General features: G+C 33.5%; 19 protein-coding genes. 10 read left to right on the forward strand and 9 right to left on the reverse strand.

All coding sequences use genetic code 11. The annotated features are described in order from the left end of the window. The first annotated feature begins 74 nt into the window (after nt 1-74). From LQ189_RS02910 to LQ189_RS02935, 6 genes are all read left to right on the forward strand, one after another. A complete protein-coding gene (locus LQ189_RS02910; RefSeq protein ID WP_144893186.1) occupies nt 75-956 on the forward strand; it encodes a bifunctional 5,10-methylenetetrahydrofolate dehydrogenase/5,10-methenyltetrahydrofolate cyclohydrolase in 882 nt (293 codons plus the stop codon). 221 nt (nt 957-1,177) lie between these two features. Next, entirely contained in the window at nt 1,178-2,104 is a 927-nt protein-coding gene (locus tag LQ189_RS02915; protein WP_230154185.1) for a magnesium transporter CorA family protein, read from the forward strand. Nucleotides 2,105-2,196: 92 nt separating this feature from the next. Next, the gene (locus tag LQ189_RS02920; RefSeq protein WP_230154187.1) at nt 2,197-2,811 is read left to right on the forward strand and encodes a hypothetical protein; all 615 of its coding nucleotides are present in this window, start codon (nt 2,197-2,199) and stop codon (nt 2,809-2,811) included. Nucleotides 2,812-2,813: 2 nt separating this feature from the next. After that, nucleotides 2,814-3,107: a transcriptional regulator gene (locus LQ189_RS02925; protein WP_086453423.1), complete on the forward strand. Its 294-nt coding sequence runs from the start codon at nt 2,814-2,816 to the stop codon at nt 3,105-3,107. 54 nt (nt 3,108-3,161) lie between these two features. Next, nucleotides 3,162-4,547 carry a DUF4173 domain-containing protein gene (locus LQ189_RS02930; protein ID WP_230154189.1) on the forward strand — a complete coding sequence of 462 codons (1,386 nt, stop codon included), beginning with the start codon at nt 3,162-3,164 and terminating at the stop codon, nt 4,545-4,547. A gap of 152 nt (nt 4,548-4,699) precedes the next feature. Then, nucleotides 4,700-6,604: a PQQ-binding-like beta-propeller repeat protein gene (locus LQ189_RS02935; protein WP_230154190.1), complete on the forward strand. Its 1,905-nt coding sequence runs from the start codon at nt 4,700-4,702 to the stop codon at nt 6,602-6,604. 83 nt (nt 6,605-6,687) lie between these two features. On the opposite strand, the gene rluF is transcribed toward LQ189_RS02935, so the two are convergent. The 4 genes from rluF to LQ189_RS02955 form a co-directional block, all read right to left on the reverse strand. Further along, nucleotides 6,688-7,500: a 23S rRNA pseudouridine(2604) synthase RluF gene (rluF, locus tag LQ189_RS02940; RefSeq protein WP_086453424.1), complete on the reverse strand. Its 813-nt coding sequence runs from the start codon at nt 7,498-7,500 to the stop codon at nt 6,688-6,690. A gap of 177 nt (nt 7,501-7,677) precedes the next feature. Further along, complete coding sequence (locus tag LQ189_RS02945; protein WP_230154192.1) at nt 7,678-8,523, reverse strand: alpha/beta fold hydrolase; 846 nt, start codon at nt 8,521-8,523, stop codon at nt 7,678-7,680. A 37-nt stretch (nt 8,524-8,560) separates the two neighbouring features. Beyond that, nucleotides 8,561-9,340, reverse strand: a complete 780-nt coding sequence (locus LQ189_RS02950) for a zinc ribbon domain-containing protein (protein WP_086453425.1) — start codon at nt 9,338-9,340, stop codon at nt 8,561-8,563. Between the two features lie 3 nt (nt 9,341-9,343). Then, nucleotides 9,344-10,438, reverse strand: a complete 1,095-nt coding sequence (locus LQ189_RS02955) for a Nif3-like dinuclear metal center hexameric protein (protein WP_230154198.1) — start codon at nt 10,436-10,438, stop codon at nt 9,344-9,346. A gap of 116 nt (nt 10,439-10,554) precedes the next feature. Here LQ189_RS02955 and lpxK point away from each other — a divergent pair, with 116 nt between their 5' ends. Continuing rightward, nucleotides 10,555-11,580 (forward strand): tetraacyldisaccharide 4'-kinase, encoded by a 1,026-nt coding sequence (gene lpxK, locus LQ189_RS02960; RefSeq protein ID WP_230154199.1) that lies wholly within the window; start codon nt 10,555-10,557, stop codon nt 11,578-11,580. Then, nucleotides 11,552-12,364 (forward strand): purine-nucleoside phosphorylase, encoded by an 813-nt coding sequence (locus LQ189_RS02965; RefSeq protein ID WP_230154201.1) that lies wholly within the window; start codon nt 11,552-11,554, stop codon nt 12,362-12,364. Before lpxK ends, LQ189_RS02965 begins: the two co-directional genes overlap by 29 nt. On the opposite strand, the gene LQ189_RS02970 is transcribed toward LQ189_RS02965, so the two are convergent. The 3 genes from LQ189_RS02970 to lipA form a co-directional block, all read right to left on the reverse strand. Further along, a complete protein-coding gene (locus LQ189_RS02970; protein WP_230154203.1) occupies nt 12,365-14,533 on the reverse strand; it encodes an ATP-binding protein in 2,169 nt (722 codons plus the stop codon). A 25-nt stretch (nt 14,534-14,558) separates the two neighbouring features. Next, nucleotides 14,559-15,551: a type I glyceraldehyde-3-phosphate dehydrogenase gene (gene gap, locus LQ189_RS02975; RefSeq protein ID WP_086453430.1), complete on the reverse strand. Its 993-nt coding sequence runs from the start codon at nt 15,549-15,551 to the stop codon at nt 14,559-14,561. Between the two features lie 79 nt (nt 15,552-15,630). Beyond that, nucleotides 15,631-16,530: a lipoyl synthase gene (gene lipA / locus LQ189_RS02980; RefSeq protein WP_230154204.1), complete on the reverse strand. Its 900-nt coding sequence runs from the start codon at nt 16,528-16,530 to the stop codon at nt 15,631-15,633. Nucleotides 16,531-16,792: 262 nt separating this feature from the next. Here lipA and LQ189_RS02985 point away from each other — a divergent pair, with 262 nt between their 5' ends. Next, nucleotides 16,793-17,635 (forward strand): M48 family metalloprotease, encoded by an 843-nt coding sequence (locus LQ189_RS02985; protein ID WP_230154206.1) that lies wholly within the window; start codon nt 16,793-16,795, stop codon nt 17,633-17,635. Nucleotides 17,636-17,684: 49 nt separating this feature from the next. On the opposite strand, the gene LQ189_RS02990 is transcribed toward LQ189_RS02985, so the two are convergent. Together LQ189_RS02990 and LQ189_RS02995 are read right to left on the reverse strand one after the other, a co-directional pair. Next, nucleotides 17,685-18,503, reverse strand: coding sequence for an energy transducer TonB (locus LQ189_RS02990; RefSeq protein ID WP_230154211.1), 819 nt, complete (start codon nt 18,501-18,503; stop codon nt 17,685-17,687). A 222-nt stretch (nt 18,504-18,725) separates the two neighbouring features. Then, nucleotides 18,726-21,902 carry a TonB-dependent receptor gene (locus tag LQ189_RS02995; protein ID WP_230154212.1) on the reverse strand — a complete coding sequence of 1,059 codons (3,177 nt, stop codon included), beginning with the start codon at nt 21,900-21,902 and terminating at the stop codon, nt 18,726-18,728. Nucleotides 21,903-22,161: 259 nt separating this feature from the next. Here LQ189_RS02995 and LQ189_RS03000 point away from each other — a divergent pair, with 259 nt between their 5' ends. Then, a complete protein-coding gene (locus LQ189_RS03000) occupies nt 22,162-22,914 on the forward strand; it encodes a glycerophosphodiester phosphodiesterase family protein (protein ID WP_230154214.1) in 753 nt (250 codons plus the stop codon). Nucleotides 22,915-22,958: the final 44 nt, after the last annotated feature.

Raw genomic sequence — 22,958 nt, forward strand, 5'->3', positions numbered from 1 at the left:
AGAATTTAAAAAGAGAGTCTTAAAGTCGCAATGATTTTAAGACTTTTGTCTTTACTATATTAAACAAAACAACAATGCAACTACTAGACGGAAAAAAAACAGCAGAAGACATCAAAAGCGAAATTGCTGTTGAAGTACAAAAAATGAAAGCCAATGGTGAGAAAGTTCCTCACTTGGCAGCCCTAATCGTAGGGAATGATGGCGCAAGTTTAACTTATGTGGGTAGCAAGGTAAAAGCCTGCGAGCGTGTAGGATTTGAGTCTACTTTGATTAAAATGCCCAACACCACCACAGAAATTGAATTGCTTAAAAAGATCAAAGAATTAAACGAAGACGAGCAAATTGACGGGTTCATTGTGCAATTGCCACTTCCTAAACAAATTGACGAGCAAAAAGTTTTAATGGCAGTAGATCCAAGTAAAGATGTAGATGGTTTTCATCCGGAGAACTTTGGGAAAATGGCGCTGGACATGACTACTTTTATTCCTGCCACTCCATTTGGTATTCTAGAATTGCTAGATCGCTACGGGGTTGAAACAAAAGGAAAACATACAGTAGTTATTGGGCGTAGTCATATTGTAGGCAGACCAATGAGTATTTTGATGGGACGCAAAGGTTTTCCCGGTAATTCAACAGTGACACTTACGCATAGTTACACCAAAAATATAGAAGAAATTACCATTCAGGCTGATATTATTATCACAGCCTTGGGTGTTCCCAATTATTTAAAAGCGGATATGGTGAAGGATGGAGCAGTTGTTATTGATGTGGGTATTACTCGCGTTCCTGACGAAAACCACGAGAAAGGATACGTAATCACCGGTGATGTCGATTTTGATCAGGTAAGCAAAAAAGCATCTTTTATTACCCCAGTTCCTGGTGGAGTGGGACCAATGACCATTGCAATGCTGTTAAAAAATACACTCTTGGCAAGGGAAATGAAGAGAAATAAATAAATATTTCTAGATAGAAAGCCTCAAATTTATTTTTGGGGCTTTTTTTTGTCTTAAAATGACCTCAAAATAAAACTAGCAAAACGCTATAATCTAAATTTAAAGAATACTTTTGCAACACTAAAAAATAAATGGTAATGGACGATTATTATTCGGAAATGTTAAACTAATGTAGCACTTGAACTATTTTCAAGAGGCTATACATAAACCTATAGAATTTTGAAATGAGAGCTTTTTACAAAAACAATAACGGATTAAGTGCCACTACTAATTGGACTCCAAACTGCTGGATCAATATTGAATGCCCTACCGAAGCAGAAAAAAAATACTTAATTAAAGAATTACAAATTCCCGAAGCATTTTATAATGACATTGAAGATATTGATGAAAGACCAAGGATAGAAATTGAAAATGGTTGGACGCTGATTATCATGCGAATTCCCGCGAAAAGTAATGATGTAAAATTACCTTTTCACACGATTCCTGTTGGTGTTGTTTTTAAAGGTGAAGTTTGTATCACCATTAGTTTTCATAAAACAGAAATGCTTTCTGACTTTGTGATTTACACCCAACGTAAAAAAATCGATATTAAGGACAACTTTGATTTGGTGCTCAAGCTATTGTTATCCTCGAGTGTTTGGTTTTTAAAATACTTGAAACAAGTCAATCTAAAGATAAAATTAGCCGAGGATAATCTAGAAAAATCAATCAAAAACGAAGAATTACAGGCTTTACTCCAAATAGAAAAATGTTTGGTTTTCTTTATGACTTCCTTGAAAGGCAATGATATTTTACTGCATCGCATCAAAAATATTAAATCCCAAAAAGAGCATTTTGATTTAGAATTACTAGAAGATGTGGAAATAGAATTGCGCCAAGCCCAAGAAACCACCAATATATATAGTGACATCTTAACGGGTACAATGGATGCATACGCCTCTGTGATATCAAATAATATGAATACGATTATGAAGCAAATGACTTCAATTTCGATTATTTTGATGATTCCCACCTTGATTGCCAGTTTATACGGTATGAATGTTCCCAACAATTTAGAGAACAATCGCTATGGCATCTGGATTGTAATTGCAGTATCTATTGTGCTTTCATGCTTTGGAGTATTTTTGTTCAAAAAGAAAAGATGGTTTTAAGAAACATTATTTTAAAAAAAATATTTTTTCTTCTTCCTTTTCTTGGATTATACATTAAAAATAATAACTTTGTAACTCAAAGTACTTTTATTATGAGTCAAAATATTCAAGAAGATTTAGTTCACATTCGTTCCATGATGGAACGTTCTTCAAGGTTTATTTCCCTTAGCGGATTGTCAGGTATTTTTGCAGGAATCTTTGCGCTACTTGGTGCGGGTTATGCAGCTTTTTTGTTTGAGTCAAATGGGATGTCTTATTTTGATGGACTGGAAAAGGTGTACAATGCTGATTTGATTTACAAACTAATTGCAGCGGGGATTGTAATTTTAGTTCTTGCTCTTCTTTCTGGATTTCTATTCACTTTTAAAAAGAGTAGAAAAAATAATCTACCAATCTGGACTTCTACCACAAAAGTGATGCTTTTGCAATTAACAATTCCTTTAGCAGTCGGAGGCGTCTTTTGTCTAGCTTTAATATATCATGGTCTTTTCGCTTTTTTAGCACCAGCTACTTTACTTTTTTACGGATTAGCATTGGTAAATGCGGGTAAGTATACGTATTCAGATATTCAATATTTAGGATATTTTCAATTATTTCTTGGGTGTGTATCTTTATTTTTTCTAGGATATGGATTGATTTTTTGGAGCCTTGGTTTTGGAATTCTACATATAGTTTACGGAACAATTATGTTTAAAAAATACAGATAATCATGGGTATTATCGATAAATTAAATAAAGATTTCGAAAGTCGAATCCGATTAGGATTAATGTCTGTATTGATGGTAAACGATTGGATTGATTTTACAGAGATGAAGGCATTATTAAATACTACTGATGGAAACTTAGCAAGTCACTCTTCTTCTTTAGAGAAATCAGGCTATATCGAAATCAAGAAAGAATTTGTGGGTAAAAAACCAAAAACCTCGTATCGAGTGACCAATATGGGGAGAGCTGCTTTTGTTTCCCACTTAAATAGTCTTGAAAAATTATTCAAATCTAAATAAACCTTTTTTTTAACTTTATACTTTGAAATGCAAAGTACTTTTAATTTTATAATTATGAAAAAACTACATTTTATTTTAGCAAGCACCTTGGTTTTTACACTGCTTTTTTACAACGAAGATTTGGGGCTTAATTGGGCTATATTTGGGATTGTACAAATCGGATTAATATGCTATTTTTTCCAAGAGAAGTTTACCAGTAGGATGCATTTGCTGTTAGCGGTTGCATCGGTTTTGTCTTGTTTTGCGTTTGCTTGGTATGGCGATTTTTCGTCGTTTTGTGCCGTGTCTTTATCAATTATCTTTTTACAATTCAAAACTCAAGAACCTAAACTGAAATTGTTACAAGCTTTTCCTTTGGTTTTGTTCAATGGAATTACTTCTTTAGGCCGTATATTCATGTTCAGTCAATACCTTCCTAAGCGTAGAATCAATAATGGTCTTATAAAAAAGCTGATTGCTTACTTTGTTATTCCACTTCTATTTCTTGGATTGTTTTTAGTAGTTTACTCATTTGCAAGTGATCATTTTTTGTCTCTGTTTACCGGGTATTATTTAGACATAGATGTTTGGCAAGCAATTGTAATTTCTGCTTTGGGATTTTTTATTTCATTCACTTTTTGGAATTATTGGATACCAGAGATTTGCTACGAAAAGAATAGTTTATTAGATAATGATTTTGATGACGTCGACAAGATTCAAAATAAAAACTCATTTTCGTTTTTGGATATTGATTTCGAGAGAAGAAGTGGAGAGATTACGTTCTTTCTTTTGAATGCATTGCTATTGGTTTTCATTGTAACTTATAACTATGAGCAGTTTTTTGAAGTGGTTAAAAAATCAAATTTAAGTTCGGACACACATGAACGAGTAAATGCTGTAATTTTATCAATTATCATGGCAGTTGGTGTAATCTTGTTTTACTTCAAAGCTGGCTTTAACTTTGATGAAAAAGCGATTTACCTTAAAAAACTAGCCAAGATTTGGATTGTTTTAAATGGAATTTTAATACTTTGTACCATAATCAAAAACACTGAGTACATTTCATTTTATGGATTGACCTACAAGAGATTAGGTGTGTTTGCTTTCTTGATTTTAGCAATAATAGGATTGATTGTTTCGTACCTGAAAATTGCAAAGCAAAAAACAAATGCTTTTCTTTTCAATCAAATGATGTGGGGTTTTTATGGGATAGTTTTATTAACCAGTTTTGTTAATTGGGGCGCTATAATTACTTATTATAATATTGAAGTTAATAAAGGTGTTGAACCTGTATTTTTATCAGGCTTAAATTTTAATGATGAAATGCGTAGAAAATTTATTCAAGAAAACAAATTAGATGGTCAATACAATGAAATGATTAGGGAAAAGGAAATTCTAAAAAATCAAGAAAGCTCTTTTTTGTCGAAAGCTTTGTATTATGAGTTTTTGAATAAAGAGTAAATAGTGAATAAAGCATTAAAAAATCTTCATAAAAATTACTGCTGTTTTTATGAAGATTTTTTTTATTAATAACCTTGCTTTTAACGTGTCAATATGAGATATTTGCTTCACTATTTGGTTAAATTTAATATAACCCTTAACCCAAAAAAACTATGAAAAAAATTACAATGGTGCTCTTTTTAACTTTAGTCAGCTTCTCTGGTTTTGCCCAGCGAGTGGCTGATCAAGTTATTAAAATGAATTCAAAAATTGAAGATTTAACCCAAAATGCAATCACAGGAATTATAGTGGTTAAGGAAGGTAATGTGGTTAGAGGTATAAGTCCTGAAACTAAAGCTGAAGTTTGGAGCTTTGATGCGGATAAAGTTGTTGGAAACGTTTCTGCGCTAGAAACATTAAGTAACGTTGATACTGATAATTTATTTGCGAGTAAACGTATTTTAAAACCAATCGATGGAACTGTTTATGTTGAGGCTTTGGTTAATTTTAAAACAATATTGATTAATACTGAAGATGGTAAAGTTGTTTATAATTCAGCAAACTATAAATACACGGTTTTTAATAGCCAATTTTTATATAAAGATAATGAGTATTTAGTAAAAGGGGTTGAGAACGGTAAAGTTATAGCGTCTTTGATCGATTTAAATACTGGAGATGTGAAATGGAAAACAGAACAAGGAGAAGCAAAAAGTATGCTTTCTTCTATGTTTACATTTAAAGCAAATACATCTAATGAAGCACAAGTTAGTAGCAACATGATTTACTCCCTTTATTATGGGAAATTATCTGCTATTGATAGAACAAATGGTAATTTAAAATGGGTTGGAGATCTTGAATATACTAAAGTTTTTCCAACTCAAAACAATACAAACTTAGTAGTAATCAATAGTAAAGGATTGTTGTCAGCAAAGCAATATTTAAATGTATTGGATGCTCAAACAGGTAAACCAATTTGGGAAGATGCGATTAAAACAAAATACATTGTTTATCTGGAAGATTGGGGGACTAAAATTTTAGTAGCTCACAACAGCGGTTTCAACTTTTTCAACTTAAATGATGGGTCTAAAGTTTGGAAAAAAGATGCTCGTGGTGAGGGATTGAAAAAAGTAATCCCAATTGACGGAGATTATTTATATGTTGCTGAAAACGAGATGATGCTTATCGATAAAGACGGACAAAAAAAATGGAAAAGCTTTATAGAAATCTCTGATAATAAAGAAGATGCAATTAATTATTTAGGAAAAGTTGATGATAAAGTATTATACTTAACAGCAACTTATGGTAATTTAGTGGATTACAAAAGCGGAAAAAAATTATGGAGAGGAAATTTAAAATTTAACGAAAGCCGTCCATTATTGAATGTTTTTGATGAGGAAAACAATCAGTTTTTAGTATACAATGACGAAAAACTTTTCAAATTTGATTCTAAAGGATCAGACAAACCAGATGCTTTTGCCAAAGTAAATGTGAAGAAAGAAAAAGAGTTAAACTCTATTGAGTTATTTTCTTGGGGAGTTGCACTTTCTGGACCTACAGAAGTTATGGGGGTTAGTAAAGATGGTAAAGTTTTATACCAAAACATTTACACACAACCTGGAGACGGTGGTAGGGCTTGGGGATCAGCGCTTGCAACTGCAGGATCAATTGGATTAGGTGTTGCTTCTTTTGGAAATGCTGTAATGGGAAGTGAGTGGACCATGACTACTATTGACCCAGCAACAGGAAAAGAAACAACATCTGTTGTAAAAGAAAAAGATGAAGCACTGTTGAAAAAATCTGCTAATCAAGCTGCTGGAGCTGCTTTTTTAGGTGATGTGTCAAAAAGATTTGGACAACGTTATCAAGCGATGAAACAAAATCGTGATTATTCTTATATTTTTGCTAAAGATGAAGCAACAAGTAAAAAGGTATTAGTAAAAGTAAAAAAAGAAGATGGTAAAGAATTAGATAAAATCATTTTTGAAAACATACGTCCGATTTACGAAATTGATCCAGGAACGCAATCAATTTATTACATTTTCGAAAATGAATTAAGAATTTTCAACAAGAAAATATAATTCAAGTTGTAAAATAAAGAAAGGCTTATTGAATCATTTCAATAAGCCTTTTTTAGTTCAATATGATGTGAAAAAAGGTTGGGTTAATAATCCCCACGTTTTTTAAATCTAGGGTCATCTCTTTTTATAAACTCAGTTCTTTTTCTTGGCGTTTCTACTTTTGGTAAACTAGCTTCTTCTGTTTTGCTGGATGGCTCAATAAGTGCGTTGAGTTCTTTTATTTCGGCATCAGTCAAATCACGGTAGCGGCCCACAGGAACATCCAGTGAAATATTGATAATTCGAATGCGTTTTAAGGCGGTAACGTCATAACCAAGATATTCAGTCATTCTTCGGATTTGACGGTTTAAACCTTGTGTTAGGATGATCTTAAATGTAAATTTACTAATTTGTTCTACCTTACATTTTCTAGTGACAGTGTCTAAAATAGGTACACCATTTCCCATTCTTTCAATGAAACGATCAGTGATGGGTTTGTTAACAGTAACGGTATATTCTTTTTCGTGATTGTTGCGCGCACGCAATATTTTATTGACAATATCGCCATCATTTGTCATGAAAATTAAACCTTCACTGGCTTTGTCTAAACGCCCAATTGGGAAGATGCGCTTTGGATAATTTATATAATCTACAATATTGTTGTGTACATCAAGGTTTGTGGTACACTCTATACCTACTGGTTTGTAAAAGGCAAGATATACTGATTTTTCTGTTTTTTCACGAATTAATTTGCCGTCAATACGTACTTCGTCATGAGGTGCTACTTTGGTCCCTAATTCGGGTACAACACCATTGATTGTTACTCGTCCTTCTTCGATGATTTTATCAGCTTCGCGACGGCTGCAAAAACCTGTTTCGCCAATGAATTTGTTGAGGCGTTTTAATTGATCTTCCATGCTGCAAAAGTAATCAATTTGCAAATTATAATAGCTATTGATTTTGAGATTGCTTGTAAAACGAACTTATCAACTTTATGACGGATTTGCGTGAAGGATAGCAGCGGAAATCCTTTTTTAGGGCTTTTTTGCCCAAAAAGATTGCAGCGAATAGCCTGGTCGCCGCGGCGGCACGCCCTAATTTTGAATGAACTGACTAATTTTTTCGTATAAATTGTGGTCGTGCATGCTGTGGCCGAGGCCAGTTGTGGTGATAAAAGTAGCGTTTTTCCAAGAGGTTGCTATTTTTTTTCCTTCGTGAATAAGCACTACTTGGTCTTGTTCATCATGGGCTAGAAAGCCTTGAGTTAAAATATTTTTTGCAAAATGTTGTCCGGCAAATTCATCTGTATTGAGTTGAAAAACATCACGATAATATTTTTTTAGGCCGGTTAAAATTCTAGAATTGAGGCTTAAAAGTGTGATGTAATTGTCTAAAATTATCTTGAAATCGCTTGGAGCGCCCAGAATTACCATTTTTTTTAAGTCGTCGCTTTGGTAAACGGACTGGTAGTACAAGCAGGTTTTGCCACCTAGCGAGTGTCCGATTAAAGTTTGTGGTTTAAAATGCTGTACCACTTGGTGTAAAAATTCGGCGTAATGCGGAATATTGAAGGTCGTTCCGCTAGAGAGTCCGTGCGCAGGACCGTCAAGTGCTACGATGGTGCTGCCGGTTTTAGTGAGGTAAGGCAAGAGCTTTTCCCAGCGAGAGGCGTTGCTCTCCCAACCGTGTACTAATAAAATAACATGACTGTTGCCAGGCCAAGTATAGGTTTGTATTTTTTGATCTTGAAATGAGAGTGTCTGGGTTTGTGCTTGTTGCAGTACGGTGGGTAATTGATCAACTTGTAACTTTCCATCACGAGGTTTACTGAACAAGTTGTAGGCGAGTTGTACTGCTTTTGTTGGGGCAAGGTAGCTGAGTAGGTTGATGTAGGTACCCACTGACTTGGTAAAAATAGTATAGAATATCTGCTTGATCATAAAAAAAAGTCCCGATGTTATCGGGACTTTAAAGGTATTATATTTTTGAGAACAATTGTTCCATTTTCTCTTTTTCTTCTTCTGCAAGAACGCTGTCTACTAGTATTCTTCCAGAGTGCTCATCAGTAATGATTTTTTTTCTAGAAGCAATTTCAACTTGCGTTTGTGGTGGAATAGTAAAGAAAGAACCTGCTGATGCACCTCTTTCGATTGAAACTACAGCTAATCCATTACGAACGCTTCCTCTTATTCTTTTGTAAGCATTTAACAAACGCTCCTCGATTAAGTTTTGGAATTCGATAGATTTTTCAGATAAGAATGCTTCCTCTTTTGCTGTTTCAGCAAGAATAGCATCTAATTCTGATTTTTTATGTTTTAAGTGGTTTGATTTTGATTCTAATTTTTCTTTTGAACCTGCAATTACTTCTTTTTTGTGCTCGATAGAAGCTTTCATTTCTTTGATTTGCTTTTCAGCCAATTGAATTTCAAGCTCTTGAAACTCTACTTCTTTTGTCAAAGAGTTGAATTCTCGGTTATTACGAACCGTTTCCTGTTGTTTTGTATATTTTTTGATAGACTCTTTGTGTTCATCAATAGCTATTTTTTTAGCTTTGATAAGGTCTTCTATAACTTCAAGTTCTCCCTTTAATTTTTCTGAACGTGTGCTTAAACCAGCCACTTCATCCTCAAGATCTTCTACCTCTAAAGGCAGTTCTCCTCTTACGTTTCTGATTTCGTCAATTCTAGAGTCAATAAGTTGTAAATCGTAAATTGCTCTTAACTTGTCCTCAACACTTAATTCTTTTGTATTCGCCATATTCTATAAGTACTTAACTGGATTTGAATTTTCTTCTGATAAAATAATTGCAAAATTAAGGATTTTTTTTCGAAGATACTCTACAATATAATTTTTTGTATAGCGTTCGCTTTCAAAATGTCCAATATCTGCTAAAAGGAGCTTGTTTTCGGCTTCATAAAACTGATGGTATTTTAAATCAGCTGTTAAATAAGCATCTGCTCCAGCTTGAATTGCATTTGAAATAGCAAAACTTCCAGCTCCACCAAGTACGGCTACTTTTTTTATTTTATTACCCGTAAAACTAGAGTGTCTGATACCACCACAGTCCATTTGCTTTTTTACAAAGGTAAGAAATTCAGTTTCTTGCATGGGTTCTTGAAGTTCGCCTATCATTCCTAAGCCAATGTTTTGATGTTTGTTTTGCAGGGTGTATATTTCATGAGCAACTTCTTCATAAATGTGGCTGTTAAATAGAGCAGTAAGAATTTTGCGTTCCAAATGTTTCTCATAAGTCACTTCTATTTTGACTTCGGTGCTTTGAACAAGTTCATGACGGTCTCCTACAACGGGATTACTGTTTTGATTGCCTCTGAAAGTTCCCGTTCCAGTAGAGCTAAAACTACAGTTTTCATAATTGCCTATGTTGCCAGCGCCTGCTGCAAATAAAGCAGACCGAACGATTTCGGCATTGTCAAGCGGGGCGTAAGTCACTAGTTTTCGAATAAATTGCTCTTTAGGAATCAGGATTTTTGTATTGATCAACCCAAGAGCATCACTAAATATTTTATTGACACCTTCTTGATGATTATCCAGGGCAGTATGAACGGCGTATATAGCGATATCATTTTTTATGGCTTTAATAACAGCACGCTCTACATAATTTTTTCCGGTTATCTTTTTTAATCCAGAAAATAAAATCGGATGAAAACACACGACAAGATTGCATTTTTTTGCAATAGCTTCATCTATAATAGCCTCTAGAGCATCATGACAAACTAAAATTCCGGTAGCTTCGGTCTCTTGATCGCCTACAAGTAATCCTATATTATCAAATTCTTCGGCATAGGCAGTGGGAGCCATTTCTTCGAGTACGTAAATTATTTCTTTGATTTTCATGTTCTTGATACGGATAGAAGTAGATTTCGGTTTATTTAAATTTTAAAAATATTTTATAATTGCTGAAATCTGTACTAGATTTTTAATTCAAAGATAATTTATTCTACTTTCGTAAAATGAAATTACTGAGAAAAATACTTTTTCCGTTTGCTGTTTTGTATGGCTTGGTCACTAGTATTCGTAACTTTTTATATGATATTGGAGTACTTAAGGCTGCTTTTTTTGATGTACCAGTTATTGCTGTTGGGAATTTAAGTGTTGGAGGTACTGGAAAATCTCCTCAAATAGAATATTTAATCCGTTTACTTAATAATAATTATAAGGTAGCTACATTGAGTAGAGGATATAAAAGACAGTCCTCAGGATACATTTTGGCGCAAGCCGGAACCAGTGCAAAAATTTTGGGTGATGAACCGTTTCAATTTTTTAGTAAATTCCCAACAATTCAAGTGGCTGTAGATGCCGATAGAAAAAACGGAATTGAGCAGTTAATGCAATCATCTCAAGAGCCTGATATTATTTTATTAGATGATGCTTACCAACACCGAAAGGTAAAAGCGGGGTTTTATATTTTACTAACAGCCTACGATGATTTATATACGGATGATTGTATGTTGCCCACAGGGAATTTAAGAGAACTAAAAGCTGGTGCGAAAAGAGCATCTATAATTGTGGTGACAAAATGTCCTGAAAATTTGAGCGTAAAAGAACAAGAAAAAATAGGTGCTAAGCTTAAAATTACAAGTGAGCAAAAATTATTTTTTTCTAGCATAGCCTATGACTCTTATATTATGGGTGAGTCAGGTAAGATAAAAAGGGAAACAATGCAGGGTAAGAAGAAGGTCTTGATTGCTGGTATTGCAAAGCCTGATTCATTTTTTGATGCTATTAAAGAAGAGGGTGATGTTTGCTTAGCATACCCTGACCATCATGATTTTACAGATAAAGAAGTAGTTGAAATAAAAAAAATAGCGCAAAACAACAAAATTATTACCACCGAAAAGGATTATGTGCGTTTGAAGGAACATTTCTCAGGGGAACAGCTGTTTTACTTGGGTATAGCATGTTCATTTATATCAGGTGGTGAGAATTTTAATAAAACAATTTTAGATTATGTGGGAACAAGTACAAGAAACAGTTAGTTTCATACAAGAGAGAGTTAATTTTACTCCAGAATACGGTGTTATTCTAGGTTCAGGATTAGGAAGTTTTACTAGTGATATGCAGGTTCATTTTACCTTGCCGTACAATGAAATTCCTAATTTTCCTGTTTCAACTGTTCAAGGTCATAAAGGGGCTCTTGTTTTTGGGACTATTGGAAGTAAAAAAGTGGTCGCCATGCAAGGTCGTTTTCATTATTACGAAGGCTATTCCATGACCGAAGTTACTTTTCCGGTACGTGTATTGAAGTTCTTGGGTGTTGATAAGCTTATTGTATCTAATGCATCAGGAGGAGTAAACCCGAGTTATAAAGTAGGATCTATTGTGATGATTACGGATCACATTAATATGACTCCAGAGCATCCTTTGAGAGGGAAAAATGATGAACGTTTTGGTCCTCGTTTTGTTAATATGAGTGAGCCTTATTCTCGAAAAATGATTGCAAAAGCAACTCAAATTGCTGAAGAATTGAATATTGTAACACATGAAGGTATTTACCTTGGTTTGCAAGGACCTACATTTGAAACTCTAGCAGAATATAAAATGGTAAAAATTTTAGGCGCTGATTGTGTTGGAATGTCTACTGTTCCAGAGGTTATTGTGGCTAGACATATGGATTTAGAAACTTTTGGGATTTCTGTTATTACAGATATGGGTGATGCTGAAAGTATAGGAACAATTTCTCATGATGAAGTTCTAGAAGCAGCAAAAGAGGCCGAACCACAAGTTCGTAGTTTAATAAAAGAACTAATTTTGAATTATTAATTACTTTAGGTGATCAGCAATTATGGAATAAAAAACTTCGGGTATGAACGGTTTAGTAATTACATCGTTCATACCAAAAGATAAAAGCATTTCTCTATTTTCATCAAGAGATATAGCAGTAAGAGCTATAATAGGAGTTATAGTGTCAAATTTTCTAATGGTTTCTGTAGCTATTGTTCCATTTATTCCGGGTAAATGAACATCCATTAAAATCAAGTCAAATTTTGAAATTTTTAAAAGCTCAATAGCTTCTTCGCCATTGTCAATCACTTCGCAAATTACTTTTTTATTAAAAAGCATTTTTGTGGTGATCATTTGGTTGATTTTATTGTCCTCTACTAGTAATATTTTCTTATTGATAAGTTTGGATTCATAATTTTGCTTGCTTGTAGAAACGATATCTATGGGTTTTTTTCCTATTTCAAATTTCAATTGAAATGAGAATGTAGATCCTTTATTTACAGTGCTTTTAAGGTGTATTTCACCTCCTAGAATGGTTATTAATTTTTTTACAATTGTTAGCCCAAGTCCAGTACCTCCATATTTTCTATTAACTTCAATAGAGCCTTGTGAAAAACTATCAAAAACACTTTCTAGTTTTTCTGCTGGTATGCCTATTCCAGTATCAATGATTTCAAAATCCAATGTCGCATAATTATCCTCTAGATTATTGAGTTTTGCTACCACATTTACTACTCCATTTTTCGTAAATTTTAGCGCATTATTAATCAGGTTCAAAATGATTTGAGAGAGTTTAGTTGGGTCACCAATGAGAAAATCAGGGATGGAATAATCAACATCTAATTTGAAATCATTGTTGTTTACAATGGCTAACTCCTTGAGAGATTGCTTGATGTTGATAAGAAGTTGTTTTAAATTAAAGGGGATTTCTTCTATTTCTGTTTTGTTAGATTCTATTTTGTTAATTTCTAAAATTTCATTGATAAACTTAGTCAAGTAATCACCAGAAAATTTTAAAGAGGAAAGGTAATCTATTTGGTTTTTTTTAGGGTCTTCTTCAAGAAGTAAATGGGTGATCCCGTTGATTGCATTGAGCGGAGTCCTCAGTTCATGACTTACCGTAGAAAGGAACTCAGATCTGGCTTGAGATGCTTTTTCAACTTTATTTTTAGCAATCTCAAGTTCTTTGTTTTTATCCTTTAAGAGCTGATTTGATTTGGTTCTAATTTTATTGTTTTTGTAAAGAGAAAGGCTTAATAAAGATAAGATTGTAATTAAAGCAATAGCAAGTATACTAATGATTTTTGATATTTTTTTTGATTTTAGTTCTTCTTCTTTTTGAATTTTGAATTGATTTTGTTCTTTAAGACGTTCCGCTTCTTTAAATTTAGCGTAATCATCAACTCCAAGTCTTTTATTATTGAGAAAAGTTAACTCTTCTTTTAGTTTTAAATATTGTTTTAAATATTGGTATGCTAAATTTTTATCTAATGTTTTGTCATAAACGGTACTTAATGCTAGTACTATAGATGTCTTTAATTCAATATTATTGATTTTATTATTAGTGTTAAGAGCCTTTTTTAGGTAGGCAATTGCCAAATTATTTCTGTTGTACTGTGATTCTATAGTGCCTATTTGATATAAAGTCTTTGCTTTTAAATCCTCTAAAACAGAGACTTCTGGCATGTAAATAATAGATTTAAAAATAGTCATAGCCTCTTGAGTTTTTCCATTGAACCGATTAATAAGGCCTTTTTGGAGTTTTACTTCAAGAATTTTATTTGTGGTTTTTAAAACCTTGAATAAATTTTCGGCATTGTTAAAATAGAGGGATGCTTCTTTATAATTCTCTTTGGCCATGTAGCAAAGACCAATATGGTAGTAACTTTCAGCTTTCGTTTTATTCGAAGTAGAAGTATTGTTGAGTGTGGCACTTTTTAAAAAACTAACTAGCGCATCATCATATTTTTTTAAATCATAAAGAATTTTACCTAAATTGAATTCATGAAGTGATTGCTCTACGTTCTGGTTGTTTTTTTTTGCAAATTGTATTGCTTTTTGTGTAAAAAACAAAGCATTTCTATAATTATCGTCCTTAATATTTTGATTGCTGAGCGTGTAATAATAGGTCAGGCTATCTGCCTTCACTGTGGAGTAGGAGGCAAGTATACCAGTAAAAAACAATACAGAAAAGAAAAAACATTTCATTTGCCATGTTTTTTTTGAAAAATTACTATTTTGATGTTAAAAGAATCAAATCAATAAGCCTTGATGAATATCCTATTTCATTATCATACCAACCTACTACTTTTACCATTTTATCAATTACAGAAGTAAGTTGTGCATCAAATATACATGAATTTTTATTCCCTATTACATCTACAGATACAATTGGGTCTTCTGTATAATCTAATATTCCTTTTAGAGTGTTTTTAGAGGCGTGTTTAAAGGCTTCGTTTATTTGATTGATACTGACGGCTTTTTTCACATTAAAGGTAATATCAGTTAAAGAACCATCCGGAACAGGAACTCTTATGCCACATCCGCCTATTTTACCTTCAAATTCTGGGAATATTTTTGTTAACGCTTTTGCTGCTCCCGTTGTTGTAGGAACTATAGATTGACTTGCGCCGCGAGCTCTTCTTAAATCTTTATGAGGTTGATCGTGTAAACTTTGATCTGTTGTGTAAGAGTGAATGGTGGTAATGTACGCTTGTTCTATGCCGCAAAGATCATTAATCACTTTGATCATTGGGGCAGCATTATTTGTAGTACAACTTGCATTCGAAATTATTGTTTCTGTGCCGTCAAGAATTTCTTCATTAACGCCCAATACAACGGTTTTTATTGCATCAGTTTCTGAAGGTGCAGATAAAATTACTTTTTTGGCACCAGCCAGAATATGTGTGTGTAATTCCTCAAAAGTCTTGTATTTTCCTGTTGATTCAATAACATAATCAATGGAACAACTTTTCCAGTCTAGGTTTTTTAAATTTTTTTCGTGAAAAAAAAGAAAATGAGATTCGCCAACTAGTATTCCTGTTTCATCATAGCTCACGGAATGCGGTAACACACCGTGTATGCTATCATATTTTACTAAATGTGCCATTGTTTTTTTATCGGCAATATCATTTATGGCAACAACTTGAATTGTTGGGTGATTTAAAAGTAAACGGAAAAGATTTCTACCAATTCTTCCAAAACCGTTTATCGCAATTCTTATCATAAGTTTTAAAGTCTTAAAGTATCAAAGTCAGAAAGTCAAGATATCTAGCCTTTCGACTTTCTGACTTTATAACAATTGACTACAATATATGTTTTTGAGCTTTATATGAAGATCTAACAAGTGGTCCGCTTTCTACATGACGAAAACCTAATGATAAACCATATTCCTCATATTTTGCAAACTGTTCTGGAGTTATAAATTCTTTAACGGGTAAATGTTTTTTACTTGGCTGAAGGTATTGTCCTATTGTTACTACATCTACATTAGCGTCTCTCAGGTCTCTTAACGTTTGATAAACTTCTTCTTCAAGTTCACCTAAACCTAACATGATACCAGATTTTGTTCTGTTAATGCCTTTTGCTTTTAAATAACGCAATACTTCTAGTGTACGATCATATTTTGCTTGTATACGCACCTCTCTTGTCAAGCGTCTCACTGTTTCTACATTATGCGAAACTACCTCAGGATTTGCGGCAACTATTCTGTCTAGGTGGGTTTCGTTTCCTTGAAAATCAGGAATTAATGTCTCAAGTGTTGTGTTTGGATTCATTCTTCGAATGGCTTTTACTGTTTCAATCCAAATGATTGATCCACCATCTTTCAAATCATCTCGATCAACACTTGTTATTACTGCGTGTTTGATATTCATGATCTTTATAGATCTCGCTACTTTTTCTGGTTCTTCCCAATCTACCGTTTCTGGTCTACCTGTTTTTACACCACAAAATCCGCAAGAGCGCGTACAAATATTTCCCAAAATCATAAAGGTAGCAGTTCCCTCACCCCAGCATTCTCCCATATTAGGACAACTTCCAGATGTACAAATAGTATTTAAGTTGTATTTGTCAACTAATCCTCTAAGTTCAGTATATTTTTGACCAATGGGTAGTTTCACTTTTAACCATTTTGGTTTTCCAGTGACGTGTTCTGCCTTGGTTTGGTTTTTTTCTAGTAAATTGTTTTCTACAACGTTTTCCATATCTCAATTTTCTGAATGCAAAGATAACTAAAGTTGAATTATAAAAGGGTAAAACCAAATCGTGAATTAGACTTATACAAAGCATAAAATTTTACTTAACATATTTTTTAGAGGATATTGTTTGGGTTTGAAATTATAAAATAATTCTTTGGTATTGTCTTTGTAAGAGATGATGAGGTATCTCAACGTATAAAAAAAAACTATGTTGATGTGTTTTATTTTTTTTAACATAAATTAGTATCTTTGATTAAAATTAGAAATCATGAAAAATAAATCAATAATTTTAGGAGCTTTGTTCGTTTTACTAGGGGTTTCAACCGCTAACGCGCAAATAAATTTTGGTGAAAAAGCTCTTGGAGCTGTTCAAAAAGGGGTAGCAGGCTTCACTTTTAGTGATGCTGATGCAGCTGCATTATCAAAAGCAGCGGTAGATAAAATGGATGCTGAACATGTTATTACAGGAGCTAAAGATCCGTATACTCTTCGTTTAAATAAGCTTTTTGGAAAACATAAGACTACAGAGGGAGTTGCGCTAAATTACAAAGTGTATAAATTAAACGAAGTAAATGCGTTTGCAACTGCTGATGGGAGTGTTCGCGTCTATTCTGGTTTAATGGATATTATGGATGATAATGAGTTACTTGCCGTAATAGGGCATGAAATAGGTCACGTGGTTAATACTGATTCAAGGGATGCTATTAAGGCTGCTTATAAAAAAGAAGCCGCTTTAGGTTTAATAGCATCTCAATCTGATAAAGTTGCAGCTATAACTGACAGTCAGTTAGCTAAAGTGGGTAGCCAAATGATTGATAGTAAACACAGCAGAAAACAAGAGTCTGAGGCTGATGAATTTTCATATAATTTTATGAAAAACAATGGTTATAATGTTAATGCGGTTTCTTCAGCCTTTGGTATCTTAGCTAAAATGAGCGAAGGAACTCAAGCCTCATTTTTAGAAAAAATGATGAGTTCTCATCCTGACCCACAAGAAAGAGCTGAGAATGCTAAATTAAGAGCTGAAAAGGATGGTTTGTATAAGCCTTATGTGAAGCAAAAGCCAGTTGCAGCAAAAAAGCACCTGTTAAAAAGAAAAAATAATTTTTGAAACTGAAAAAGGCAGAACATGAAGTTCTGCCTTTTTTTATGTTGGTGTTTTAGTTCATTTGAACCGTAATAGGTAAGGTGTAGGCGGTACGTACTGCTTTGCCGCTAATCATGCCTGGAGTCCACTTGGTTCGTAGAGATTTCAAAACTCTAACTGCTTCTTTTCCTAATCCGTGACCAGGATCTCTTCTTACTTGTATGTCAGTCATGCTACCATCTCTTTCTATTACAAAAGAAACAAAGATTTTTACTGTTCCATTGAGTTCAGTTTCTTGTTTTTCAAAATTATTACCTACATACGTGTAAAACTTGTTGATACCTCCTGGAAATTCTGGAAGTTTATCTAGCGCTACACTGTTAATGATGGTGGTTCCAGTGTCAGGTGTCTCCACTGCGTTTTGGACTGTTGTGTTAGGACTAGCATTAACAGCTACAGTTCCCGTACCATCTGATGGCGTTGTATTTACAACTGGTTGATCGGTATTTTTTGCAATATTTTGCTCTGCGTTTTCAGTAGATACAATAATAGGATTAATTAATGCTTTACTTTTTACTGGATTAGCAATACTTTTTGTTTTTAAGGGAGGTAATGCTTTTTTAGGTTGTGTTTTATTTGGATAGACATCGGTTATTTGGATAATTTTATCTGTAAAATCGGGCTCAATAGGAGTAAAGGTTGTCTCAGGATTAAAAATGGAGACTAGTGTAGGAATGCTTATGGCACCCACTAATAATGTTACTCCCATGAAAAGTGCTGTAAGTGAAGTTTTTGTACTCTCTTGACGAAGTTTGTACGCACCATACTCTTTATTTCTGTTTTGAAAAACAAGTTCAATCCAGCCGGTCTCGTAAATGCTTAATTTAGACATAATATGTGGTTTTTATGGTTAAGTACATTTACATCATAAGCAAGGTTATTTTTTATTAATAACGAACCTATTGTGTTATTATTGTAGTTAATTTTTAAAATTTTTAAAAATTGATTGAATTGTATTTTATTATTTAACTAAATTAATTTTATTAAAATACTGCGCAAAAAAAAGCGCATCACTGTATCAGGATGCGCTTGTATTTTTGTAAAAAAGAATTACTTAGAATGCATATTTAAAACCTATCTGAATTTGAAATGGATTACCAGATAAAGCAGGTAAACCAGCATTGTTTACACGGTAGTTAAACTGTTGTCTAGTACTATCAAATCCTGGAACTGCAGCATTACCGCCAGATGCAGGTGTTCCTAGTGCATAGAGAGACTGGCTATTCAATGATTTATTAACTCCCCTTTCTTTGTTTAGTAAATTCGCAACATTAAAAATATCAACAGTAAATTCTATGAATTGCTTTTTTGGAATACTGATTTTTTTATTAATTCTAATGTCAACAAGACCATAAAACTCATTTATACCACCGTTACGCTCTGCAATTTTACCAGAATAAGAGTTGATATAATTTTTTAAGCTTGAACTTGCTGCAGGATTATTTAAAATAGTTTGTAAACCAGTTTTGATATTTTGTGGAACGGTTGGGCTGTTGATGTCAAAAATGTACGCTAAATCATTTGAAGCTGTTACAAAATCTCCATTTGTATTTCCTCCAGATAATAAACTATATCGTGTACCACCAATTCCTGAATAGCGAATTCCTACACTAAACCCGTAAAAAGTTGGTAATGATCCATAAAACACCACCTTATGTCGAAAATGATTATCAGAATACGTCATTTTACTTAAATTTCTAGGATCATCCTCTACAGGTAATACAAGTGTAGCTGTGTTAGCCACATTTCCGTTGAAAGAAGTGTTGTCTTTGGTGTCATTTAGGGTGTAACTAGCCGTAATTTCTCCATCCTTAAAATATTTGTAAGTAGCATCAACAACTAGCGCAAATTGATTTACTTTTCCTTCACTGTTAAGTTCTAAAACTCTCCCTAATTTATTACTTATTCTACCTTGCATCCAGTCTGCAGCTCCATTTGCAGGTATTGAACTTGCTGGAACAAATACGCCGCGATTTCCTTCGTTTGCCAAATTAAAAAACGGATTGCTAACCATATTTCTATCTACATACACATAATTATTTCGTCCTAGAGTTGCATAACCAGCAATTCCCATTTTTAAATGATCTGTAAAAAAATGTGTGTAAGATACATTAGCTTTATAAACCACAGGTACTTTAGCATCGGTACCAGTATAATTTATAGTTGGTAATTGAAAAGCATCTAGCGTAGGAATGCTAGAAAAGTTGTTTCGGTAACCAGTGAAGTTAGGTACAGGAACATTGGGTGCTCTAACATCTACAGTTGCAGTTTTTTTTCCGTCAAAATATAGATTGTTAATGATGGCATAGTTATTTAAATCTGATGCAAAAATCCCTGCTCCTGCACGTATGTAATCTTTGTGGTTTTCATTTACATCCCATGTCAATTGCACCCTTGGCTGTAAAATAGCCGATTGTAATTTGTTATCGGTTCTAATGCCTAATTCATCAAAAACCAATTGGTTGAAAGTTGCAGTTGGATACTTTGCATAATCAAAACGTAATCCTAAAGTTAGGTCAACACCCAGTGCTACTTTTGTTTGTAATTGTCCATATATTCCAGCATTTAATATATTCGAATTAACAGTAGGATCAGCCACTAATGGTACTTCTCTAAAGTAACGATAAGGCGTACCATTATCAAAATTTGCAACGCTATTAAAATGAAAACGACCGTTTACTTCACTACCATAAACTGATTTTGAATTTGTTTGCATGATGTCAAATCCAAAAGTGTATTTTATTTTATCGGTATTGTAGTATAGATTATCTACAATTTGAAAAACATTATTGGTGAATTTTTCTTGTGCAAATCGGTGTCCTCCTATTTGAATATTGGTAGTTCTCACAGCACCATTAATTGTGGAGGCTACATTTTCTACAATAGCTCTAGGAATGTTGTAAGCAGGCAATTGATCACCAGGGTTACTGTCTTGAAAAGTGTAAAGATGTTGCACTTTTAATTCGTTTGTGATTTTAGGATTTACAGTTGTTCTCAATGAAGCTAAAATACTGTTATCAATATTATAGTCATCACCAAAAGACTCATATAAATTAATTGCTGTATTGTCTTGCAACCCCAGTTTATTGTCTTCAAACGTAAAGTTATTTCGAATGGTAAGCAGGTTTTTACTGTTTAATTGCCAGTCAAGACGAGCAAATGCTGCATCCGAATTTCTTTTTTTATCAAATGATCCATATTGAGGTGAACTTGAAACGCCGTATTTATTTCTGGCAATGGTTACAAAGTTATCCAGCGTTGCTTTGGTTACATTAAACCTAAGCTCATCCTCTGGTGATTGTACATCAGCAATAATCAATGGTCTTGAATCTTGTTGATGATCCCATGCTACAAAAAAGTGTAATTTATCTTTGATAATGGGTCCGCCCAAAGTAAAACCATATTGAGTCGTTGTAAAATCATTTTGACGTCTGTTTCCTCTAATGTCATAAGCACTAGAAAGCCAATCTGCTCTATTGTAAGCAAACATACTTCCAGAAAAATCATTTGTTCCAGACTTAGTAACAGCACTTACAGTTCCACCACCACTACGACCATAACCTACATCATATTGATTTGTGACTACTTTAAATTCTCTTACAGCCTCAATAGAGATGGAGTAGGGTGCGCCACTTCTGCTGGTGGTAGCTCCTGCCGAAGTTGGGTTTTTTGCATTCATACCATCTAATGTGTAATTAGTAGACGATGCTAATTGTCCCGAGATGTTTCCGCCACGTGTTAATGGAGACAAATCCATTAAGTTGGTAAAATTTCTTCCGTTTACGGGTAAAGAATTAATGAGTTTGGCTGTAATTGCAGTTGCCGCACCTAGATTTCCTGTTTTGTTTTTTAACCCTCGGCCTACCACTTCTACCACCTCTAGGGTTTGCATATCGGTTTGCATTTCGATGTTAATTGTAATTAAATCACCTTGATTAAGTGTGTATCCAGATCGTTGTTGTTCTCCATATCCAGATGTTTTTACAGTAATTGTGTAAGGGCCACCTAGAGGCAATTCTTTAAAAGTATAAATCCCTTTAAAGTTAGTAAGTGTAGTAGTTTTAAATCCAGTAGATTCATTTTTTAGGGTAACATTTGCTTCTTTTATAGTTTCATTATTTGTACCTGAAATGGTTCCAGAAATAGAAGCTTGTGTGGTTTGTGCATGACTTGTAGCGCTTATTACGATAATCCACACCATCGTAAATAAGAACATTTTAATATTTTTCATGAGTTTAGTTTTTAGTTTCATGCTGGCAAAGGAATCTAGAAATAGAAAAAAAGGTGTTACATTAATACTATTAGAAAAATAATTTTTTGTAACCAAAGTTTTGATTTTCGCCCTTTTTTAGTGCTTATTTCTATTTTTAGGTAAACTTTATGAAACATTGCATCATAAAAAGTAGCTTTAATTTAGTTTATTCGTAATGATTAGGTAATGGTATTTGACGAGTTTAAATATAATTTTATGAAAAATATATAAGGTATTTATGAAAGCAAAAACGATAACTATTGCGACTGCATTGTCGCTACTTTTTTTCAATTGTAGTTCAAATAAATTTATTGTTTGTGGCCACAGAGGCGCAATGGGACATGAAACCGAAAATACAATAGCCTCCATAAAAAAAGGAATTGATCTCAAAGCTGATATGCTTGAGATAGATGTGTTTAAAATAAAAACGGGTGAAATTGTAGTTTTTCACGATGATGATTTAGACCGATTGACAAATGCTAAAGGAAAGATTGAGAGTTACACTTTTGACGAACTGCGAAAAGTACTTGTTGCAGGTAAACATCAAATTCCAACTCTTGAGGAAGTCATTACAACTATGAATAGAAAAGCAGTGCTCAACATTGAATTGAAGGGAGAAAATACGGCGGCAGATACGTACGCCATTATGGAAAACTTTAAAAAGCGTGGCTGGAGCAATAAAGATTTTTTTGTATCTAGTTTTAAAGTAAATGAATTAAGAAAAATGAGAAGTTTGAGTAAAGACGTAGCTATAGGATTACTGACTTACAAAGATCCTATTGAAACTGTGATTCAGTTAGGGAAAGAATTAAATGCGCAAGCAATAAACCCTTATTTTAAAACCTTGACGCCAGAAAATGTTGCGATCATGAAAACTAATAATTTCAAGATTCTTCCTTGGACAGCAAACGAGCTTGCTGATATCAAGACGCTACAAGATTTAAAAGTGAGTGGAATCATCACTGATTTTCCCGAAAGGATTGTACGTTAAACTGAAATTTATAAATGTAAAAGAAAGTCTGTTTTTTTTCAGAC

It is taken from the genome of Flavobacterium sp. CECT 9288, assembly GCF_918731615.1.
Lineage (GTDB): Bacteria > Bacteroidota > Bacteroidia > Flavobacteriales > Flavobacteriaceae > Flavobacterium.

What these genes read in the sequence shown, in the direction of transcription:
- LQ189_RS02910 (WP_144893186.1), top strand. Translation starts at nt 75, where the DNA reads ATGCAACTACTAGACGGAAAAAAAACAGCAGAAGACATCAAAAGCGAA.
- LQ189_RS02915 (WP_230154185.1), top strand. Translation starts at nt 1,178, where the DNA reads ATGAGAGCTTTTTACAAAAACAATAACGGATTAAGTGCCACTACTAAT.
- LQ189_RS02920 (WP_230154187.1), top strand. Translation starts at nt 2,197, where the DNA reads ATGAGTCAAAATATTCAAGAAGATTTAGTTCACATTCGTTCCATGATG.
- LQ189_RS02925 (WP_086453423.1), top strand. Translation starts at nt 2,814, where the DNA reads ATGGGTATTATCGATAAATTAAATAAAGATTTCGAAAGTCGAATCCGA.
- LQ189_RS02930 (WP_230154189.1), top strand. Translation starts at nt 3,162, where the DNA reads ATGAAAAAACTACATTTTATTTTAGCAAGCACCTTGGTTTTTACACTG.
- LQ189_RS02935 (WP_230154190.1), top strand. Translation starts at nt 4,700, where the DNA reads ATGAAAAAAATTACAATGGTGCTCTTTTTAACTTTAGTCAGCTTCTCT.
- rluF (WP_086453424.1), bottom strand. Translation starts at nt 7,500, where the DNA reads ATGGAAGATCAATTAAAACGCCTCAACAAATTCATTGGCGAAACAGGT.
- LQ189_RS02945 (WP_230154192.1), bottom strand. Translation starts at nt 8,523, where the DNA reads ATGATCAAGCAGATATTCTATACTATTTTTACCAAGTCAGTGGGTACC.
- LQ189_RS02950 (WP_086453425.1), bottom strand. Translation starts at nt 9,340, where the DNA reads ATGGCGAATACAAAAGAATTAAGTGTTGAGGACAAGTTAAGAGCAATT.
- LQ189_RS02955 (WP_230154198.1), bottom strand. Translation starts at nt 10,438, where the DNA reads ATGAAAATCAAAGAAATAATTTACGTACTCGAAGAAATGGCTCCCACT.
- lpxK (WP_230154199.1), top strand. Translation starts at nt 10,555, where the DNA reads ATGAAATTACTGAGAAAAATACTTTTTCCGTTTGCTGTTTTGTATGGC.
- LQ189_RS02965 (WP_230154201.1), top strand. Translation starts at nt 11,552, where the DNA reads ATGTGGGAACAAGTACAAGAAACAGTTAGTTTCATACAAGAGAGAGTT.
- LQ189_RS02970 (WP_230154203.1), bottom strand. Translation starts at nt 14,533, where the DNA reads ATGAAATGTTTTTTCTTTTCTGTATTGTTTTTTACTGGTATACTTGCC.
- gap (WP_086453430.1), bottom strand. Translation starts at nt 15,551, where the DNA reads ATGATAAGAATTGCGATAAACGGTTTTGGAAGAATTGGTAGAAATCTT.
- lipA (WP_230154204.1), bottom strand. Translation starts at nt 16,530, where the DNA reads ATGGAAAACGTTGTAGAAAACAATTTACTAGAAAAAAACCAAACCAAG.
- LQ189_RS02985 (WP_230154206.1), top strand. Translation starts at nt 16,793, where the DNA reads ATGAAAAATAAATCAATAATTTTAGGAGCTTTGTTCGTTTTACTAGGG.
- LQ189_RS02990 (WP_230154211.1), bottom strand. Translation starts at nt 18,503, where the DNA reads ATGTCTAAATTAAGCATTTACGAGACCGGCTGGATTGAACTTGTTTTT.
- LQ189_RS02995 (WP_230154212.1), bottom strand. Translation starts at nt 21,902, where the DNA reads ATGAAAAATATTAAAATGTTCTTATTTACGATGGTGTGGATTATCGTA.
- LQ189_RS03000 (WP_230154214.1), top strand. Translation starts at nt 22,162, where the DNA reads ATGAAAGCAAAAACGATAACTATTGCGACTGCATTGTCGCTACTTTTT.